Origin of the sequence: Mesorhizobium sp. L-8-10 (genome assembly GCF_016756635.1) — a bacterium.
GTDB lineage: Bacteria > Pseudomonadota > Alphaproteobacteria > Rhizobiales > Rhizobiaceae.
On sequence record NZ_AP023263.1, the window covers coordinates 1,345,522 to 1,362,500 of the forward strand.

Consider the following 16,979-nt stretch of genomic DNA (forward strand, 5'->3'; position numbering starts at 1 on the left):
GCTACCTGCGATTGGGGGTCCGAAAGGTGTAACGTTGGAACCGGTTCCGCAAATTCAAAACGGAATCCGACGCCGCGTAACTGTACCGTCTGGACGGTATTGTCAATTGCTGTATATCTGGCGAACGGTCGCAGGCTAGTAGCAAAATCGTGAGCACGGGGCTCACCGAACCGGGCGCTGCGTCGAGTGTGGGTAGATGCAAGGCAGGAAGAAGAGCGCAAGGCAGAGGATCCTCACCGCGGCGGACGAGTTGTCCCGGGACCTGGGTCCGGCCAATCTGTCGCTCGATGCGGTGGCGCAGCGCGCCGGCGTCTCCAAGGGCGGGCTGCTCTACCACTTCCCCAGCAAGGCACGGCTGCTCAAGGCGGTGGTCGAACACTATATAGAAGAGTTCGACGCCAATCTCGCCGAGAAGGAGCGCGAACATGGCGGCGGAGAGAATCGCCTGGTCGAAGCCTATCTCGAACTGGTCGTCGCCGACTTCGCCCGGAAGCACCCTCCTTCCCAGGGCGTGCTCGCCGCACTTTCCGAGAACCCGGACTTCATCATACCTATCAAGGAATACAACCGCGCGCTGCTCGACAGGCTGAAGGCCAACGCTTCCGACGAGAACGCCGCGCTCATCGTCTTCCTGGCGCTGGAAGGGATGCGCAGCCTGAAGCTCTTCGACATGGACATGCTCACGCGGCAGGAGCGCGAGAGCGTCGTGGCCGTGCTGCACGCGGCCCTGAGATAGGCCCGGATCGAACCCCGAATCGCGGCCTGCCTTGACTCTTTCGCCCTTTTCCTGTCTAAGCCGGCCCGAAATCCGCGACGAGTTCCACTCCGAGCAGCCGACCGGGACGCCCTAGAGCTACAAAACGATCCCGGAGGCCAACACCCGGCAGCGCGATGCGCCCCCGGGTGCTTTTTGGCTTTGGCGCTTGGCTTGCTGTTGGAGCTTCGGCGCGAAAGCATTACCTCTCGGTCTCGACAATGATGGCCGAGAATGAGGATGACGAATGTTTGAATCGCTGCAAGAGCGCCTTGGCTCGATCCTGAACGGCCTCACCGGCCGGGGCGCGCTGTCGGAAGCCGATGTCGCGGCCGCGCTGCGCGAGGTCCGCCGCGCGCTGCTCGAGGCCGACGTCGCGCTCGAAGTCGTGCGTTCCTTCACCGACCGCGTGCGCCAGCAGGCGGTCGGCGCCGCCGTACTGAAGTCGATCAAGCCCGGCCAGATGGTTGTCAAGATCGTCCATGACGAGCTCGTCGAGATGCTCGGCACGGAAGGCAAGACCATCGACCTCAACGCGCCTGCCCCTGTTGTCGTCATGATGGTCGGCCTCCAGGGCTCGGGCAAGACCACCACGTCGGCCAAGATCGCCAAGCGTCTGGCGGAGCGCCAGAACAAGCGCGTGCTGATGGCCTCGCTCGATACGCGCCGCCCCGCAGCGCAGGAGCAGCTGCGCCAGCTCGGCGAGCAGACCAAGGTTCCGACCCTGCCGATTATCGCCGGCCAGTCCCCGGTCGAGATCGCGCGGCGCGCGGTTCAGGCGGCCAAGCTCGGCGGCCATGACGTCGTCATCCTCGACACGGCCGGCCGCACGCATATCGACGAGCCGCTGATGGCCGAGATGGCCGAAATCAAGCGGGCGTCCAACCCGCATGAGATCCTGCTGGTCGCCGATTCGCTGACCGGCCAGGACGCCGTCAACCTCGCCAGGAACTTCGATGAGCGCGTCGGCATCACCGGCCTGATCCTGACCCGCATGGACGGCGACGGTCGCGGTGGCGCGGCGCTCTCCATGCGCGCCGTCACCGGCAAGCCGATCAAGCTGATCGGCACCGGCGAGAAGATGGATGCGCTGGAGGAGTTCCATCCGAAGCGGATCGCCGACCGCATCCTCGGGATGGGCGACATCGTCAGCCTGGTCGAGAAGGCCGCCGAAACCATCGACGCGGAAAAGGCCGCGGCGATGGCCAGGAAGATGCAGTCGGGAAAGTTCGATTTGAACGACCTCGCCGATCAGCTTGGCCAGATGCAGAAGATGGGCGGCATGGGCGGGATCATGGGCATGATGCCCGGCATGGGCAAGATGAAGGATCAGCTCGCCGCCGCCGGCCTCGACGACAGGATGTTCAAGCGTCAGCTCGCCATCATATCGTCGATGACAAAGGCCGAGCGCGCCAATCCCGACATCCTCAAGCACAGCCGCAAGAAGCGCATCGCCGCCGGCTCGGGCACCGATGCGGCCGAGATCAACAAGCTGCTCAAGATGCATCGCCAGATGGCCGACATGATGAAGGCCATGGGCGGCAAGGGCAAAGGTGCGGGCATGATGCGCGGCCTGATGGGTGGGCTCGCCTCGAAGATGGGTCTCGGCGGCATGGGCGGCATGGGCGGAATGCCCGACTCGTCGAAGATGGATCCGAAGCAGCTCGAAGCTCTGCAGAAGCAGGCGGAGGCGGCCGGTCTGGGCGGCGGCCTGCCCAAGGGGCTGCCCGGTGGCCTGCCTGGCGGTCTTCCGGGCGGCGGATTGCCCGGGCTGCCCGGCGGCATGAAGCTTCCGGGGCTGGGCGGCCTGCCCGGCCTGGGCAAGAAGAAGTGAGGGGGTGAAGATGACTGAAGCCGGCGACAAGGCAAGGGCGCTCGCCGCGCTCGCGGAATATCGAGCCTCGATCGACAATATCGACGCGGCCGTCATCCACATGCTGGCCGAGCGCTTCCGCTGCACCAAGGCCGTCGGCGTGCTGAAGGCGACGCAGGGCTTGCCGCCGGCCGACCCGGCACGCGAGGCCCATCAGATCGCGCGGCTGCGTCAGCTCGCCAAGGATGCCAATCTTGACCCCGACTTCGCAGAAAAGTTCCTGAACTTCGTGATCAAGGAAGTCATCCGCCATCACGAACAGATCGCCGCCTCGAACGGCGTCACCGAAACCACCTGAATCGCAACGGATTGAACCTTTAGGAGAAAAACATGTCGCTCAAGATCCGTCTCGCCCGCGCGGGCTCCAAGAAGCGCCCGTACTATCACATCGTCGTCGCCGACGTGCGCTCGCCGCGCGACGGCCGCTTCATCGAGGCGGTCGGCTCGTGGAACCCGCTGCTGCCCAAGGACGGCGAACGCGTGAAGCTCGACGCCGACCGCGTCAAGCACTGGCTGTCGAACGGCGCGCTGCCGACCGACCGCGTGCTGCGCTTCCTCGACCAGGCGGGCATCTCCAAGCGCGACGCCCGCTCGAACCCGACCAAGGCCCTGCCCGGCAAGAAGACGCAGGAGCGTCTCGACGCCATCAAGAAGGCGCAGGAAGACGCCGCCGCCGCTCTCGCCGCCGCGGCCGCGCCGAGCGAGTGATATCGGGGTCGAACCACTTGCATTCGAAACGGCGGGCTTTGCCCGCCGTTGTCGTTTCAAGCGGCTTCTCTTGCCTGCCAGGCCGCGCGCTCCCCAGCGACCCGCCCTATTGTTCGGCGGGCGCGTCGATGAAGGCCTTGATCACTTTCGCCGATTTCTCGGGGAACTCCCAGAACATGTTGTGGCCGGCGCCCCCGAAGACCTCGAACCGCGCGTCAGGATAGGCCTTTTCAAGCTTCTCCTGATGCGTCAGGTCGAAGAGCGGATCCTGGTCGCCCCACAGCACCAGCATCGGCGCCTTGACGAGCGGCGCGATCTGCGTGAGGTCGTTGATCACCGTCCCCCACAGAACCCCGCGCCAGACCGGGATCGGGGTAGCGGCGCTCTCCGTCCGCTCGCGGGTGATGAAATCCTCGTCGACAGGGTTGGGGTTGGCGTACCAGTCCTTCATGAACTGGCTGTCCGGATCGATCGGCGCGGTCAGCGGCATGACGTTGTCCCATAGCCACGAGCCCGGACCGCCGCCGATGGCCGTGGTCGAGGAGATGAGGACGAGCTGGTCGACCTTGTCGGGATGCTGGGCGGCCAGGAGCTGCGCCGTCAGCGAGCCGAGCGAATGGCCGATCACGTCAGCCTTGGCCACGCCGACCGCATCGAGGAACAGGCTGACGTCGTCAGCGAGATCGCTATAGGCATAACAGCATGCCGGCGCATCCGACTTGCCGTGGCCGCGCAGGTCGATGGCGATCAGCCGCCGTTCCTTGAGGTAAGGCGCAATCAGGGACCAGCTCCGGCTGTTGTCGGTGTAGCCGTGGATGAGCAGGGTGGGCTTGCCGTCGGAATTGCCCATCTCGACGTAAGCGAGCGAGATGCCGTTGGCCAGCTTCACGGTCTTCTTGGCGTCCGCCCATGCGGCCTGGCCGGGGATCGGCGTCTCGGCTGCCGCGGCGTTCGTCAGGGCCGGTGGAGACGACAGCACCTGAAGCGCCATCCCCGCCGCCAGAAGAATATTACGCATCGTTTTGACCTCCGCTGGTGACAGACAAGCATTGGTCGCACCGACCGGCGGCAAGTTCAAACGTCGAATGGCGGTCCGGCCGCCGCCGGTTCCTGCCCGCTCCACGATGTGACGCAACGGTGACAGGCGGCTTAAGCGCTTGGTAAGATGCGCTCCGCTAGCTTCCCTTCGCGACAGTGCATTGCCGATACGGCGTGCAGGCATGATGCCCGACTGTCGGGCCGGCCAGCGCGGCATCTCTATGGAAGTTTCGGGCCGTTCGCGGCACCGAGGCCGGGCTTGCCGGCATCGTGCCTCCGCCCGGGCCGGAATTCGGATTGCTGTCGCATGCCTACCTCTATCGGACCCTTGTCATCAGAAGTCTTCGCCGGCGGCGAGCCGGCGTCGGCAAGTCCGGCCCTCGAGCCGGCGATCGCGGTCGAGACCGAGTTCGACGACGTGCGGTTGATGCTGCGTCGCTGGCAGGCGGCCCGGGTCGGCGACGTGTTGCCGCCCTATGAGGAGATGACGCTCGGCAGCATCGGCCGCTTCGCGGACGAAGTCGCCGTCATCCGCCGCGATGGCGATGCGAACCACTGCGTGCTGCGCGCCGGTCAGCGGTTCCGGACCGTGGTCGGTCTCAGGCACAGTTCGCAGAGCCTCGGCGAACTGCCCCATGTCTTCACGCTTTCGATCGGCTCGGCGATAGACCAGGCGCGCTCCGCCCGCGAGCCGCGTCTCGCCGTCTGCCGTTGGCTCGTCGACGGCAAGGTCTCCACGATCGAAATCATCGCGCTGCCGCTTTCCTGCCGCTGGCCCGGAGAATATTTCCTGCTGTTCCTGCGGCCGCGGAAGAGCCAGTTCAATCTGGCGAAACTGCTCATCAATTCCACCCAGGAAGGCATCGTCGCGTTGAGCCCGATCGAATTGGCCGCCGGCACGTCCGAAGATTTCTGCATTCTGAGCATCAATGAGGCGGCGGCCCGTTTCCTCGGCTCCACCGTCGATACCCTGCAGTTCACGCTTTTGTCCGACGCGCTTCGCAGGATCGGGATCAGGGAGAACCCCGCCGTCCTGGCGCGGGCTGTCGCGGGCGGCCGCCTGACGAATTTCGAGCTCGCCTATGAACTCGCCGGAAGCAGCATGGTCCTGCAGGTCGGCGTGGCGGTCGCCGACGGCGTGCTGGCCGTCACGCTGACCGACGTGCGCGACCTCAAGGCTCGCGAGACACTGTTCCGCTCGCTGTTCCACGATAATCCGGCTCCGATGTATGTCAGGGCGCGCGGCGCCTCCGGCTTTCTCGACGTCAACGAGGCGGCACTGCGTCTCTACGGCCACGCGCGGTCCGACTTCCTTGCGCGGGCTCTCGCCGATATTCGCATCGACGGCGCCGAGGACCGCGAAAGCGTGTCGCGCCACCGCACCGCCGACGGCCGCATCATCGACGTCATAGAATATGCCCGCGAGATCATGGTCGACGGCGCGCCCGCGGTGTTGTCGACCATCGTCGACATCACCGAGCGCAAGCGCACCGAGGCGCATGTGACCTATCTCGCCCATCACGACCCGCTGACCGGCATCTCGAACCGCACCGTGTTCACGCGCGAACTCGAACGGGCTGCGGGCGGACTGGCCCGCGACAACCGCGGCTTCGGCGTGATCCTGGTCGACCTCGACGACTTCAAGACGGTCAACGACACGCTCGGCCACGCGGCGGGCGATGCGCTGCTGATCGAGGCCGCCACGCGCCTGCGCAATCTGGTGCGCCGGAGCGACGTGGTCGCGCGGCTCGGCGGTGACGAGTTCGCGATCCTCCTGCCCAATGCCGGCACGAGGCGCGAGGCCGAAGGCCTCGCAACCAGGATCCTCCACGAGCTTGCCTCGATCCAGCGGATCGAGGGAGCGGCGGTGTCGGTGGGTGCAAGCATCGGCGTGGCGCTGGCGCCCGACGATGCGGTCGACACCGAGGAGCTGCTGCGCTGCGCCGACCTGGCGCTCTATCGCGCCAAGGAATCCGGCCGAGGCACATTCCGCTTTTTCGAACGCGAGATGGACCGGCAGCACCGCGAACGCCGCGCCCTGGAGATGGAGTTGCGCGCCGCCCGGATCGAGAGCGAATTCGAGGTCCATTATCAGCCGATCGTCGCGGTCAAGACCGGCCGGCTGCGCGGTTTCGAGGCCTTGCTGCGCTGGCGCAATCCTCGCCGCGGCCTGGTTTCGCCGGCCGATTTCATCCCGATCGCCGAGGAGACGGGCATGATCGACGACATCGGCCGCTGGGTCCTGCTCGAGGCTTGCCGCCAGGCCGCTGCCTGGCCCGCGCCTCTGGTCGTGGCGGTCAATGTCTCGCCCGTGCAGTTCCGCAAGGGGGAACTGGTCGACACCGTCGACATGGCGCTCGCCCTCACGGGGCTCGAGCCCGGGCGGATCGAGATCGAGATCACCGAAACGGTGCTGCTCGCCGACACCAGCGCCAATCTGGCGACCCTCAGCCAGCTCCGGGGCCGCGGCGTGCGTGTCGCCCTCGACGATTTCGGCACGGGCTACTCCAGCCTGAGCTATGTCAGGCGCTTCCCGTTCAACCGGCTGAAGATCGACCGTTCCTTCGTGCGCGAGATCGACGAAAGCCCCGAATCGCTTGCCATCGTGCGCGCCATCATCGGCCTCGGCGCCAGCCTGGGCATCGACACGACCGCGGAAGGGGTGGAGACGGTGGCGCAACTCGAGGCGTTGCGAAACGAGAATTGCGGTGAGCTGCAGGGATATCTGTTCAGTCCGCCGGTGGCACGCGACGATGTCGCAGGCATCATCGGAGCGTTTTTCGACGACGTATCGTTGGTCGCGTGAAGACTGCCGATCTCCGGGGCAGCAATCGGCTAAGGAAAATCACCAACCCCCGGCGCCTCATGCACATTTTGCAGGGTGATCGCCTTGTCTTTGCCGCACTCTGCCGCGACGCAGGGTGGAACAATCGGCTATGAGGGGCGCATGGACCAGTCGATCTATCTCGTGACGCTGGTGGGCACGGCCCTTGTCCTTGCCGCCGCGTTTTCGAGCCTGATCGCCTTCCGTTTCGGCGCACCGCTTTTGCTCCTCTTCCTCGGTATCGGTCTGGCGACCGGCACCGACGGGCTCGGCATCGAATTCGACAATGCCAGCTTCGCCTATTTCGTCGGCTCGCTCGCGCTCGCCGTGATCCTGTTCGACTCCGGCTTCGGAACGCCGGTCGCCGCCTTGCGCCAGGCGTCGCTGCCCGCCTTATCCCTTGCCACTTTCGGCGTCGTCATCACGACCCTGGCTTTCGGTGTTGCCGCCTACTATCTGACCGACCTCAACTGGCTGGAGTCGTTCCTGCTCGGCTCGGCCGTGGCGTCGACGGATGCGGCCGCCGTGTTCTTCCTTCTTCGCGCCGGCAACCTCCATATACGCGACCGCGTGCGCTCCACCCTCGAGATCGAATCCGGCAGCAACGATCCGATCGCCATCTTCCTCACCATCACGCTCGTGGAAGTCATCGCCATCGGCGCCGATCCGGAAGCCGAGGTGCTGCTGCTCGACATCCTCGCCGGTTTCGTCATGCAGATGGGCATCGGCGCCGCGGTCGGCTTCCTGGGCGGCATGGCGATCGTCCGGCTGGTCGAGTGGCTCAACCTCGACCAGGGTCTGCTGCCGATCTTCGTGCTGACGCTGTCGCTGCTCGTCTTCGCCGGCGCCGGCGCTATCGGCGGCTCCGGTTTCCTGGCAGTCTATGTCGCCGGCCTCGTCGCCGGAAATTCGCAGATCCGCGCCGTCACCACGCTGAAACGTTTCCAGGACGGCATGAGCTGGCTCGCCCAGATCATCATGTTTCTGGTGCTCGGCCTGTTCGCCACTCCGTCGCAGTTCGGGTCGATCCTGCTGCCGGCGATCGTGCTCGGCTTGTTCCTGATCCTGGTCGCCAGGCCGATGGCGGTCTGGCTCTGCCTCTTTCCGTTCAGCTACCCGCGCAACGAGACCGCTTTTATCTCCTGGGTCGGGCTACGCGGCGCGGTATCCATCCTTCTGGCGATCACGCCCCTGCTCGGCGGATTGGAGCACGGGCGGATGATCTTCAACACGGCCTTCATCATCGTGCTCGTATCTCTCGTCGTGCAGGGCTGGACGATCGGCCCGGTCGCCCGGCGCCTCGGTCTCATCGTGCCGGCGCGGCTCGGGCCGCTGAACAAGGTCGAGCTCGAGCTGCCCGGCTCGGCGCATCACGAGCTGCTCGCCTATACCGTGGTCCCCGGCAGTCCGGTGGCGCGGGGCCAGCGCATCCCAAGATGGGCGCGGCCGTCGCTGGTGGTGCGCGAGGGCCGCTCCATGCGTTTCCAGGATATGGGGCGCCTCGCCGCCGGCGATCATGTCTATATCTTCGTTCCTGACCGTTATCCCCGCTTGCTCGACCGGCTCTTCGCCAGCCGAGCCGAGGTCGATCCCGAGGACGAGGATTTCTTCGGCGCCTTCGCCATCGATCCGGCCCGGCCCGCCGAAGAGCTGACAGCCGCCTATGGCCCTGAATTGACGGAAGCCGAGCGCAAGCTCACCATCGAGGGGCTCATCAAGGAGCGGCTCGGCGGCCGGGCGGAATATGGCGACCGTGTCTCGCTCGGGCCGATCGAGCTGATCGTGCGCGACGTCGACGACAAGGGCCGCGTCACTGCGATCGGCCTGTCGGTCGAGCCCGCGGCCCCGCCGCCGGCGGTGCCGTTCTACCTCAGCGCGTCCGAGGCGCGCGACCGCCTGTGGGAGCTCTTTTCCCGCCTGCGCAAAAGGGCCCCGCACAAATCGCAGCCGGCAAAGGACGATGCTTGATACCGATGGTCGACAGAGCGTTGGAGCGCGCGACCGCGTGGCCCACGACCGCTGGTGAGGCCTCCATCATTCTTTCTTGCATCGCGGGGCCACCGCGTTAAGGTCCCGCGGATTTCTCCAGCCAGTTCTCAAGAAGAGGGATGACGCGATGGCAGGGTTCAGGACGCTCGACGCGATCGGCGATGTGAAGGGCAAGCGCGTGCTCGTCCGGGTCGATCTCAACGTCCCGGTCGCCGACGGCAAGGTCACCGACGCGACCCGAATCGAGCGCGTGGCGCCGACCATTACCGAGCTCGCCGACAAGGGCGCCAGGGTCGTCCTGCTCGCCCATTTCGGCCGGCCGAAGGACGGGCCGTCGCCGGAATTCTCGCTGGAGCCGATCGCGCGGGCCACGTCCGAGGTCATCGGCCGTCCCGTCGACTTCGCGGCCGACTGCATCGGGGACAAGGCGGCTGCCGCCGTCGGCGCCTTGAAGGACGGCGAGATCCTGCTGCTCGAGAACACCCGCTTCCACAAGGGCGAGGAGAAGAACGATCCGGCCTTCACTGAGGCGCTCGCCGTCAATGGCGACATCTTCGTCAACGACGCCTTCTCGGCCGCGCATCGCGCCCATGCCTCGACCGAAGGCCTGGCCAGGCTTCTGCCGGCCTGCGCGGGCCGCACGATGCAGGCCGAGCTCGAGGCGCTGGAGCAAGGACTCGGCAGCCCGGTGCGCCCTGTTGTCGCCATCGTCGGCGGGGCGAAGGTCTCGACCAAGATCGACCTCCTGATGAACCTGGTGAAGAAGGTCGATGCGCTGGTCATCGGCGGCGGCATGGCCAACACCTTTCTTGCTGCGCGCGGCACGTCCGTCGGCAAGTCGCTCTGCGAGCACGATCTCGCCCGCACCGCCAGGCAGATCATGATCGAGGCGGCGACCGCGGGCTGCGCCATCATCCTGCCGTCCGACGCCGTGATAGCCCGGGAATTCAAGGCGGGTGCGGCCAACGAGGTGGTGCCGGTCGACAAGGTGCCCGAGGATGCGATGATCCTCGATGTCGGGCCGAAGACGATCGAAACCGTCACGCAGTGGATCGACCGGGCCAGGACCGTGGTGTGGAACGGGCCGCTCGGCGCCTTCGAGATCGAGCCCTTCGACAAGGCGACGGTGTCGGCCGCGCGGCATGCGGCACAGCGTACGCGCGAGGGCACGCTGGTGTCGGTCGCCGGTGGCGGCGACACGGTTGCCGCGCTCAACCACGCCGGTGTCGCCGACGACTTCACCTATGTCTCGACGGCCGGCGGCGCTTTCCTGGAATGGATGGAGGGCAAGGAATTGCCTGGTGTCGAGGTGTTGAAAGCATAAACTCCGGCTCCACGGTGCCAGTCTTGGATCACTCGAATCGATTGTAATTCTTTCAATCGATTCGACTGTTCGCGCGGCATTTCGTCCGCAATTCTGTTCTGCTATGCGCCTGATGGACGCTGAAACAGGAGAAGAAGATGAGCGAACGTCTTGAAGACATCGCCGCGGCGATGGTTGCCGACGGCAAGGGCATTCTGGCGGCCGACGAAAGCTCCGGAACGATCAAGAAGCGCTTCGACGCGATCGGCGTGGAATCGACCGCCGACAACCGCCGCGACTATCGCGAGATGCTGTTCCGCGCCACCGACGCCATGAAGAACAACATCTCCGGCGTCATCCTCTATGACGAGACGATCCGCCAGAAGGCCGCCGACGGCACGCCGCTGGTCGATCTGATCAAGGCCACGGGCGCTATCCCCGGCATCAAGGTCGACCAGGGCGCCAAGCCCCTGGCCGGTTTCCCCGGCGACACCGTCACCGAAGGTCTCGACGGCCTGCGCGAGCGTCTCGCCGAATATTATGGTCTCGGCGCGCGCTTCGCCAAATGGCGGGCAGTGATCGACATCGACGTCGGCGCCAACGTGCCCTCGGCCACCTCGATCGCCGCCAACTGCCATGCGCTGGCCCGCTATGCCGCGCTCTGCCAGGAAGCGAAGATCGTGCCGATCGTCGAGCCGGAGGTGCTGATGGATGGCGCCCACGACATCGACACCTGCTACGACGTCACAAGGGCGACCCTGATGAAGCTCTACGAAGAGCTCTACGCCGCCCGCGTCGTGCTCGAAGGCACGGTACTGAAGCCCAACATGATCATATCGGGCAAGAAGTCGGGCAAGAAGGACAGCCCCGAGCAAGTGGCCGAGAAGACCATCCGCGTCTTCCGCGAGACGGTCCCGGTCGCTGTGCCCGGCATCGCCTTCCTGTCGGGCGGCCAGTCCGACGAGGAGGCGACCGCCAACCTCAACGCCATCAACGCCATCGGCCCGCATCCCTGGAAGCTCACCTTCTCCTATGGCCGCGCCCTGCAGGCCGCACCGCAGAAGGCCTGGTCGGGCAAGGCCGAGAATGTGCCTGCCGGGCAGCGCGCGTTCGCGCACCGCGCGCAAATGAACGGCCTGGCCGCGCTCGGCAAGTGGCAGGAGAGCCTCGAAAAGGCCGCCTGACGCGCTCCGAATGTTTCGAAAGAGAAAGCCCCGCACCGCCGGGGCTTTTTCTTTAGGTGCGCCAGGCATGGCGCGTAGCGCCGTGAGTGGCGCTGTCTGGACCGCTGTGGTGGCGGTCGAGGTGACTTGGAGGTGCAAGTCCTCTGCGGGCCCTGGTGATGGGAACCGCTAGCCGAACAGCAAGGGCGTCGTCGCGAGGCGGGGTCTGAAGGAAGCTGCAAGCAAAGTGCCGGCCTGACGAACAGGAATCGCATATGAGGCGTCCGCATCCGGGCGAGGGGGCCTAGTGACCCGAAGCCCGATGTCACCCGGAGGGTGCGGGCGTAGATGCGACAGGCATATGGCACGAAGGTCACGCGTCTTACCCTGGGAGGCCTGCCGGCCTGCCCCTGGTTTCAGGTGTGCTACCGACATCGAAAGGTGTCGGGATGGGACGGCAGGAGTCAGCAGAGGCCGTAGTAGCCGGACCGACCGGCGAAGGGCCGAACATGGAGTGCCGGACGGAGAACGGTCTTTCGATGGTGAGGAAGGATGCAGAAGACGGGGCTGAGACGCTCCGTGCCCATGCCGAGAGCAGCGGCCGGAAGCCGCGAGGGCAGGCATTGGGTGCATCAAACACCACGGCAGGACCGTCACCCTCTCGACCGGAGGCAGACGAGCGACTGATGGAGATGATCCTCAGCCGCGAGAACATGATGGCGGCTCACCGTCGGGTGGTAGGGAACAAGGGCGCGCCGGGCATCGACAAGATGACGGTCGAGCAGTTGAAGCCCTACCTTGCGGCGCACTGGCCGCGCATCAGGGAAGAGCTGCTGGCGGGCCGTTACAGACCGGCGCCGGTGCGTGGGGTGGAAATCCCCAAGCCCGGCGGCAAAGGGATGCGCCAATTGGGCATCCCGACGGTGCTGGACCGGCTCATCCAGCAGGCGATGCATCAGGTGCTGATGCCGATCTTCGACCCGGACTTCTCCCCCTCCTCCTACGGCTTCCGGCCGGGGCGGAGTGCCCATGATGCGGCCCTGGCCGCCCGGTCCCATGTGGCCGGCGGCTGCCGCTTCGTGGTCGACCTCGACCTGGAGAAGTTCTTCGACCGGGTGAACCACGATGTCTTGATGGCACGCGTGGCACGCAAGGTGACGGACAAGCGGGTGCTGCGGCTGATCCGCCGCTACCTGCAGGCCGGGTTGATGACGGGCGGGATGGCGACGGCCCGCAGCGAAGGCACGCCGCAAGGCGGCCCGCTGTCGCCGCTGCTGTCGAACATCCTGCTCGACGATCTCGACAAGGAACTGGAGCGGCGCGGTCATGCCTTCTGCCGCTACGCCGACGACTGCAACGTCTATGTACGGTCGCGGCGTGCCGGCGCGCGGGTCATGGCCTCGCTCACCCGGTTCCTGGCCGAGCGGTTGAAGCTCACGGTCAACGGCGCCAAGAGCGCCGTCGACCGACCGTGGAAGCGCACCTTTCTCGGCTACACCATGACCGCCCACAAGGCACCGCGTCTCCTGATTGCGGCGTCGAGCGTGGCACGGTTCAAGCGAAAGCTGAAGACGGCCTTCCGGGCCGGGCGCGGACGCGCCCTTGGCGCCACCGTCAAAGACCTCACCCCGATCCTGCGCGGCTGGATCGCCTACTTCCGGCTGACCGAAGGCAAGGGGATACTCGAGGAACTGGACGGCTGGCTGCGGCGCAGGCTGCGCTGCATCCTGTGGCGGCAGTGGAAACGACCGTGGACCCGGTTCATGCGGCTGATGCAACGAGGACTGACGGAACAGCGCGCACGTGACTCGGCCGGCAATGGCCGCGGTCCCTGGTGGAATGCCGGGGCCAACCACATGAACGATGCCTTCCGCAAGACCTTCTTCGACCGGCTCGGGCTGATCTCGCTCCAGCAGGAACTCAAACGCCTCAACCACGCTGCATGAACCGCCGGATACGGAACCGTACGTCCGGTGGTGTGGGAGGAGGGAGACGCAAGGCTCCCTCCTACCCGATCGGTACCAGCCCTATGAAACCGCTATGTTCCGTTTGTCTGGAATCCTAACTTGGCTGGCTTTCCCCGCCTATATCTGGCAGGGGCTCGGCGTCCGCCGCCGCACCGAGCGCATGCTGCCGGCCGAAGGGCCGGTGATGCACCAGGTCGAAGGCGACGAGCCACCGCTGTCATTGCTGGTACTGGGTGATTCGTCCGCCGCCTCGGTCGGTATCGGCCGGTCGGAGGATGGGCTCGCCCATCAGCTCTCGCTGATTCTTGTTGAACGCACCGGCCGCGCCGTGCGCTGGCGCGCAGCCGGATTCAACTCCGCCACCGCCGGGCAGATCCGCGACCACGTCCTGCCAAATCTTTCTGCCGATCCCTGGACCCATATCGTGCTGTCGGTCGGCACAAACGACACCAAGAATTTCCACACCGTGTCGCGTTTCAAGAAAGAATTTGGCGGATTGCTCTATGCGTTGCGCGCCAAATGGCCGGAAGCGCGGGTGGTCTGGTCGCCGGTGGTGGAGTTCACCCGCGTCCCGGCCTTGCCGCCGCTGCTCGGACGCATCCTTGAGATCCGTGCCGGCGAGATCAACCGCATGGGCGCGCGGCTGTGCCATGAACGCGGCGCCGTGCCGGCCTCGCGGCTGCCAATCCTCGATCCGCAGGCCGGCTTCTCGACCGATGGTTTCCACGCTTCGGCAGCCGGTTATCGCGCCTGGGCCGAGCACGTAGCGGATCTCGTCTTGGCCGAACGTCTGGAGTAAGACGCCGGCTCTGCCGGGCAACACCTCGGTCTACCAGCGGTCGATGAAATCGACTGCTGGAGCGCGCGACCGCGTGGCCCACGCCTGTTGGCGCGAAAGCTACCGCATCGGCCCGAAAATCGTGCACGATTTTCGGAAAGCACGATGCGTTGGCTCAAAGTGCTGGAGCGTCCTTTGCGCGTCCAAACGGACGCGCGGCGCTTCAATCGGCCCGGATGGGCCGCGCCGGCGTCTGAAGCCCACGCTATTGAGCGTGGCTGAGGATGACGGTCAGCGAGATCGCGCCGAGCGCCAATACGGCGAGTTTCCAGAAATCGCGGCGCTGCCTGAGACCTGGCAGGCCGAGCGGCTTGATCAGCTGCACGGCCATCAACGCGAGGATAAGCAGGGAAAGGGCCTTGGTCATGAGGCCATTGAGCAGGCCGGCTCGCTCCTGTCAAAGCGGAGATGAGGAATTTCGCACGACGGGCTCGTCATAAAGTCAGATGGACGCGCGCGGGGGGAGGTGGCTAAAACGGCATAGAGCGCCGCGCGTCCACTTGGACGCGCAAAGGACGCTCTATAGCTTTGGGTCGACGCATCGTGCTTTCCGAAAATCGCATACGATTTTCGGGCCGATGCGGTAGACGAATGCCGCTTGGGCCAATGTTCCTGGGGAGGGTGACATCATGGCGTCCCGCTATCACGAAGTTTATGCCGGCTGGCAAAGCGATCCGGAAGGTTTCTGGGCGAAGGCGGCGGAGGATATCGACTGGTTCCGGCGCTGGGACAAGGTCTTCGACGCGCCGGCCGGCGTCTATGGGCACTGGTTCGCCGGTGCCGAATGCAACACCTGCTTCAACGCCGTCGATCGTCATGTCGAGGGCGGCCGCGCCGATCAGATCGCGCTGGTCCATGACAGTGCCGTCACCGGCACCATGACGCGTTTCACCTATGCCGAGCTGAAGGCCGAGATCGTGGCGCTCGCCGCGGTGTTGGCCAAGCTCGGCGTGGAGAAGGGTGACCGCGTCATCATCTATATGCCCATGGTGGCGGAGGCCGCGATCGCCATGCTGGCCTGCGCCCGGCTCGGTGCCGTGCATTCGGTCGTGTTCGGCGGCTTTGCCGCCACGGAGCTCGCCACCCGCATCGACGATGCCCGCCCGAAGCTCATCATCTCCGCGTCCTGCGGCCTGGAGCCCGGCCGGGTGGTCGCCTACAAACCCCTGCTCGACGGCGCCATCGACCTCGCCGGCCACAAACCCGCCAGCTGCCTCATCCTGCAGCGGCCGCAGCTTGCCTGCGACACTGTCCCCGGCCGCGACATCGACTATGCCGATGCGGTGAGCGCGGCCAAGGCCTCCGGAACCGACGTGCCATGCGTGCCCGTTGCCGCGACCGATCCGCTTTACGTGCTCTATACGTCGGGAACGACCGGCCAGCCAAAGGGTGTGGTGCGCGACAATGGCGGGCATATGGTGGCGCTCAAATGGTCGATGCAGAACGAATTCGGCGTCGCACCGGGCGAGGTGTTCTGGGCCGCGTCCGATGTCGGCTGGGTGGTCGGCCATTCCTATATCGTCTATGCCCCGCTCCTGCATGGCTGCACCACGATCCTGTTCGAGGGCAAGCCGGTCGGCACGCCCGATGCCGGCACCTTTTGGCGGGTGATCGCCGACCATGGCGTAGTGGCCCTGTTCACCGCGCCGACCGCATTCCGCGCCATCAAGAAGGAAGACCCCAAGGGCGAGTTCGTCAGCAAACATGATCTGTCCCGGTTCCGCACTCTCTTCCTGGCGGGCGAACGGGCCGACCCCGAAACCATCAGATGGGCCGAGCAGAAGCTCGGCGTGCCCGTGATCGATCATTGGTGGCAGACGGAGACTGGCCACCCGATCAGCCAGAATCCGGTAGGGCTCGGCATGTTGCCTGTGAAATACGGTTCGCCCTGCGTGCCGATGCCCGGTTTCGATGTGCGGGTGCTCGACGATGCCGGCCATGAGGTGGCGCGCAATACACTCGGCAATGTCGTCCTGAAGTTGCCTTTGCCGCCCGGCTGCCTGCCCACTCTGTGGAATGCCGACAAGCGGTTCCACGACGCCTATCTCGCGGAGTTCCCCGGCTACTACAAGACCGCGGATGCCGGCTATGTCGATGACGACGGTTATCTCTTCATCATGGCGCGCACCGACGACATCATCAATGTCGCCGGGCACCGCCTGTCGACCGGGGCGATGGAGGAGGTGCTGGCCGAGCATCCCGATGTCGCCGAATGCGCGGTCATCGGTATCGCCGATGCGATGAAGGGGCAGATCCCCTGCGGCTTCGTGGTGCTGAACTCAGGCGTGACGCGCGACATCGCCGAAATCGAGCGCGAAGTGGTGGCCTTGGTGCGCGAGCGAATCGGTCCCGTCGCCGCGTTCAAGCTGGTGGTGACGATCAAGCGGCTGCCGAAGACCCGATCGGGCAAGATCCTGCGCGGTACCATGCAGAAGATCGCCGACAAGGAGGCTTGGGCGATGCCGGCCACCATCGACGATCCGGCTATTCTCGACGAGATCACGCAGGCCTTGGCTACGCGC

The 16,979-nt window shown here is 65.7% G+C and carries 13 protein-coding genes (1 of these 13 running past the window's edge); 11 read left to right on the top strand and 2 right to left on the bottom strand.

Annotated features, from left to right (window positions below; all coding sequences use genetic code 11):
* Positions 1-196 precede the first annotated feature (196 nt).
* The 4 genes from JN280_RS06120 to rpsP all read left to right on the top strand — a co-directional run bounded on the left by JN280_RS06120 (position 197) and on the right by rpsP (position 3,335).
* Complete coding sequence (locus JN280_RS06120; protein WP_202310770.1) at positions 197-736, top strand: TetR/AcrR family transcriptional regulator; 540 nt, start codon at positions 197-199, stop codon at positions 734-736.
* A gap of 265 nt (positions 737-1,001) precedes the next feature.
* A complete protein-coding gene (ffh, locus tag JN280_RS06125) occupies positions 1,002-2,588 on the top strand; it encodes a signal recognition particle protein (protein ID WP_202310771.1) in 1,587 nt (528 codons plus the stop codon).
* Between the two features lie 10 nt (positions 2,589-2,598).
* Positions 2,599-2,925 (top strand): chorismate mutase, encoded by a 327-nt coding sequence (locus JN280_RS06130; RefSeq protein ID WP_202310772.1) that lies wholly within the window; start codon positions 2,599-2,601, stop codon positions 2,923-2,925.
* 32 nt (positions 2,926-2,957) lie between these two features.
* Entirely contained in the window at positions 2,958-3,335 is a 378-nt protein-coding gene (rpsP, locus tag JN280_RS06135) for a 30S ribosomal protein S16 (RefSeq protein ID WP_202310773.1), read from the top strand.
* A 106-nt stretch (positions 3,336-3,441) separates the two neighbouring features.
* Here rpsP and JN280_RS06140 read toward each other — a convergent pair whose 3' ends face one another.
* A complete protein-coding gene (locus tag JN280_RS06140) occupies positions 3,442-4,353 on the bottom strand; it encodes an alpha/beta fold hydrolase (protein ID WP_202310775.1) in 912 nt (303 codons plus the stop codon).
* Positions 4,354-4,680: 327 nt separating this feature from the next.
* On the opposite strand from JN280_RS06140, the gene JN280_RS06145 reads away from it, so the two are divergent.
* From JN280_RS06145 to JN280_RS06170, 6 genes are all read left to right on the top strand, one after another.
* On the top strand, positions 4,681-7,179 hold the full coding sequence (locus JN280_RS06145) for a putative bifunctional diguanylate cyclase/phosphodiesterase (RefSeq protein ID WP_202310776.1): 2,499 nt from the start codon (positions 4,681-4,683) through the stop codon (positions 7,177-7,179).
* Positions 7,180-7,320: 141 nt separating this feature from the next.
* Complete coding sequence (locus JN280_RS06150; RefSeq protein WP_202310777.1) at positions 7,321-9,165, top strand: potassium/proton antiporter; 1,845 nt, start codon at positions 7,321-7,323, stop codon at positions 9,163-9,165.
* Positions 9,166-9,313: 148 nt separating this feature from the next.
* Entirely contained in the window at positions 9,314-10,510 is a 1,197-nt protein-coding gene (locus tag JN280_RS06155) for a phosphoglycerate kinase (RefSeq protein ID WP_202310778.1), read from the top strand.
* 137 nt (positions 10,511-10,647) lie between these two features.
* Entirely contained in the window at positions 10,648-11,673 is a 1,026-nt protein-coding gene (locus JN280_RS06160; RefSeq protein ID WP_202310779.1) for a class I fructose-bisphosphate aldolase, read from the top strand.
* A gap of 665 nt (positions 11,674-12,338) precedes the next feature.
* Positions 12,339-13,598, top strand: coding sequence for a group II intron reverse transcriptase/maturase (gene ltrA / locus JN280_RS06165; RefSeq protein ID WP_244742193.1), 1,260 nt, complete (start codon positions 12,339-12,341; stop codon positions 13,596-13,598).
* A 94-nt stretch (positions 13,599-13,692) separates the two neighbouring features.
* Positions 13,693-14,418: an SGNH/GDSL hydrolase family protein gene (locus tag JN280_RS06170; protein WP_202310780.1), complete on the top strand. Its 726-nt coding sequence runs from the start codon at positions 13,693-13,695 to the stop codon at positions 14,416-14,418.
* A 244-nt stretch (positions 14,419-14,662) separates the two neighbouring features.
* Here the strand turns inward: JN280_RS06170 and JN280_RS06175 are convergent, their stop codons facing one another.
* Entirely contained in the window at positions 14,663-14,824 is a 162-nt protein-coding gene (locus JN280_RS06175; protein ID WP_202310781.1) for a hypothetical protein, read from the bottom strand.
* Positions 14,825-15,086: 262 nt separating this feature from the next.
* On the opposite strand from JN280_RS06175, the gene JN280_RS06180 reads away from it, so the two are divergent.
* Positions 15,087-16,979, top strand: partial view of a propionyl-CoA synthetase gene (locus JN280_RS06180; RefSeq protein ID WP_202310783.1) — the 5' portion only. The gene runs 15 nt beyond the window's last position; only the first 1,893 of its 1,908 coding nucleotides appear in the window; the start codon lies at positions 15,087-15,089; its stop codon lies beyond the right edge, outside the window.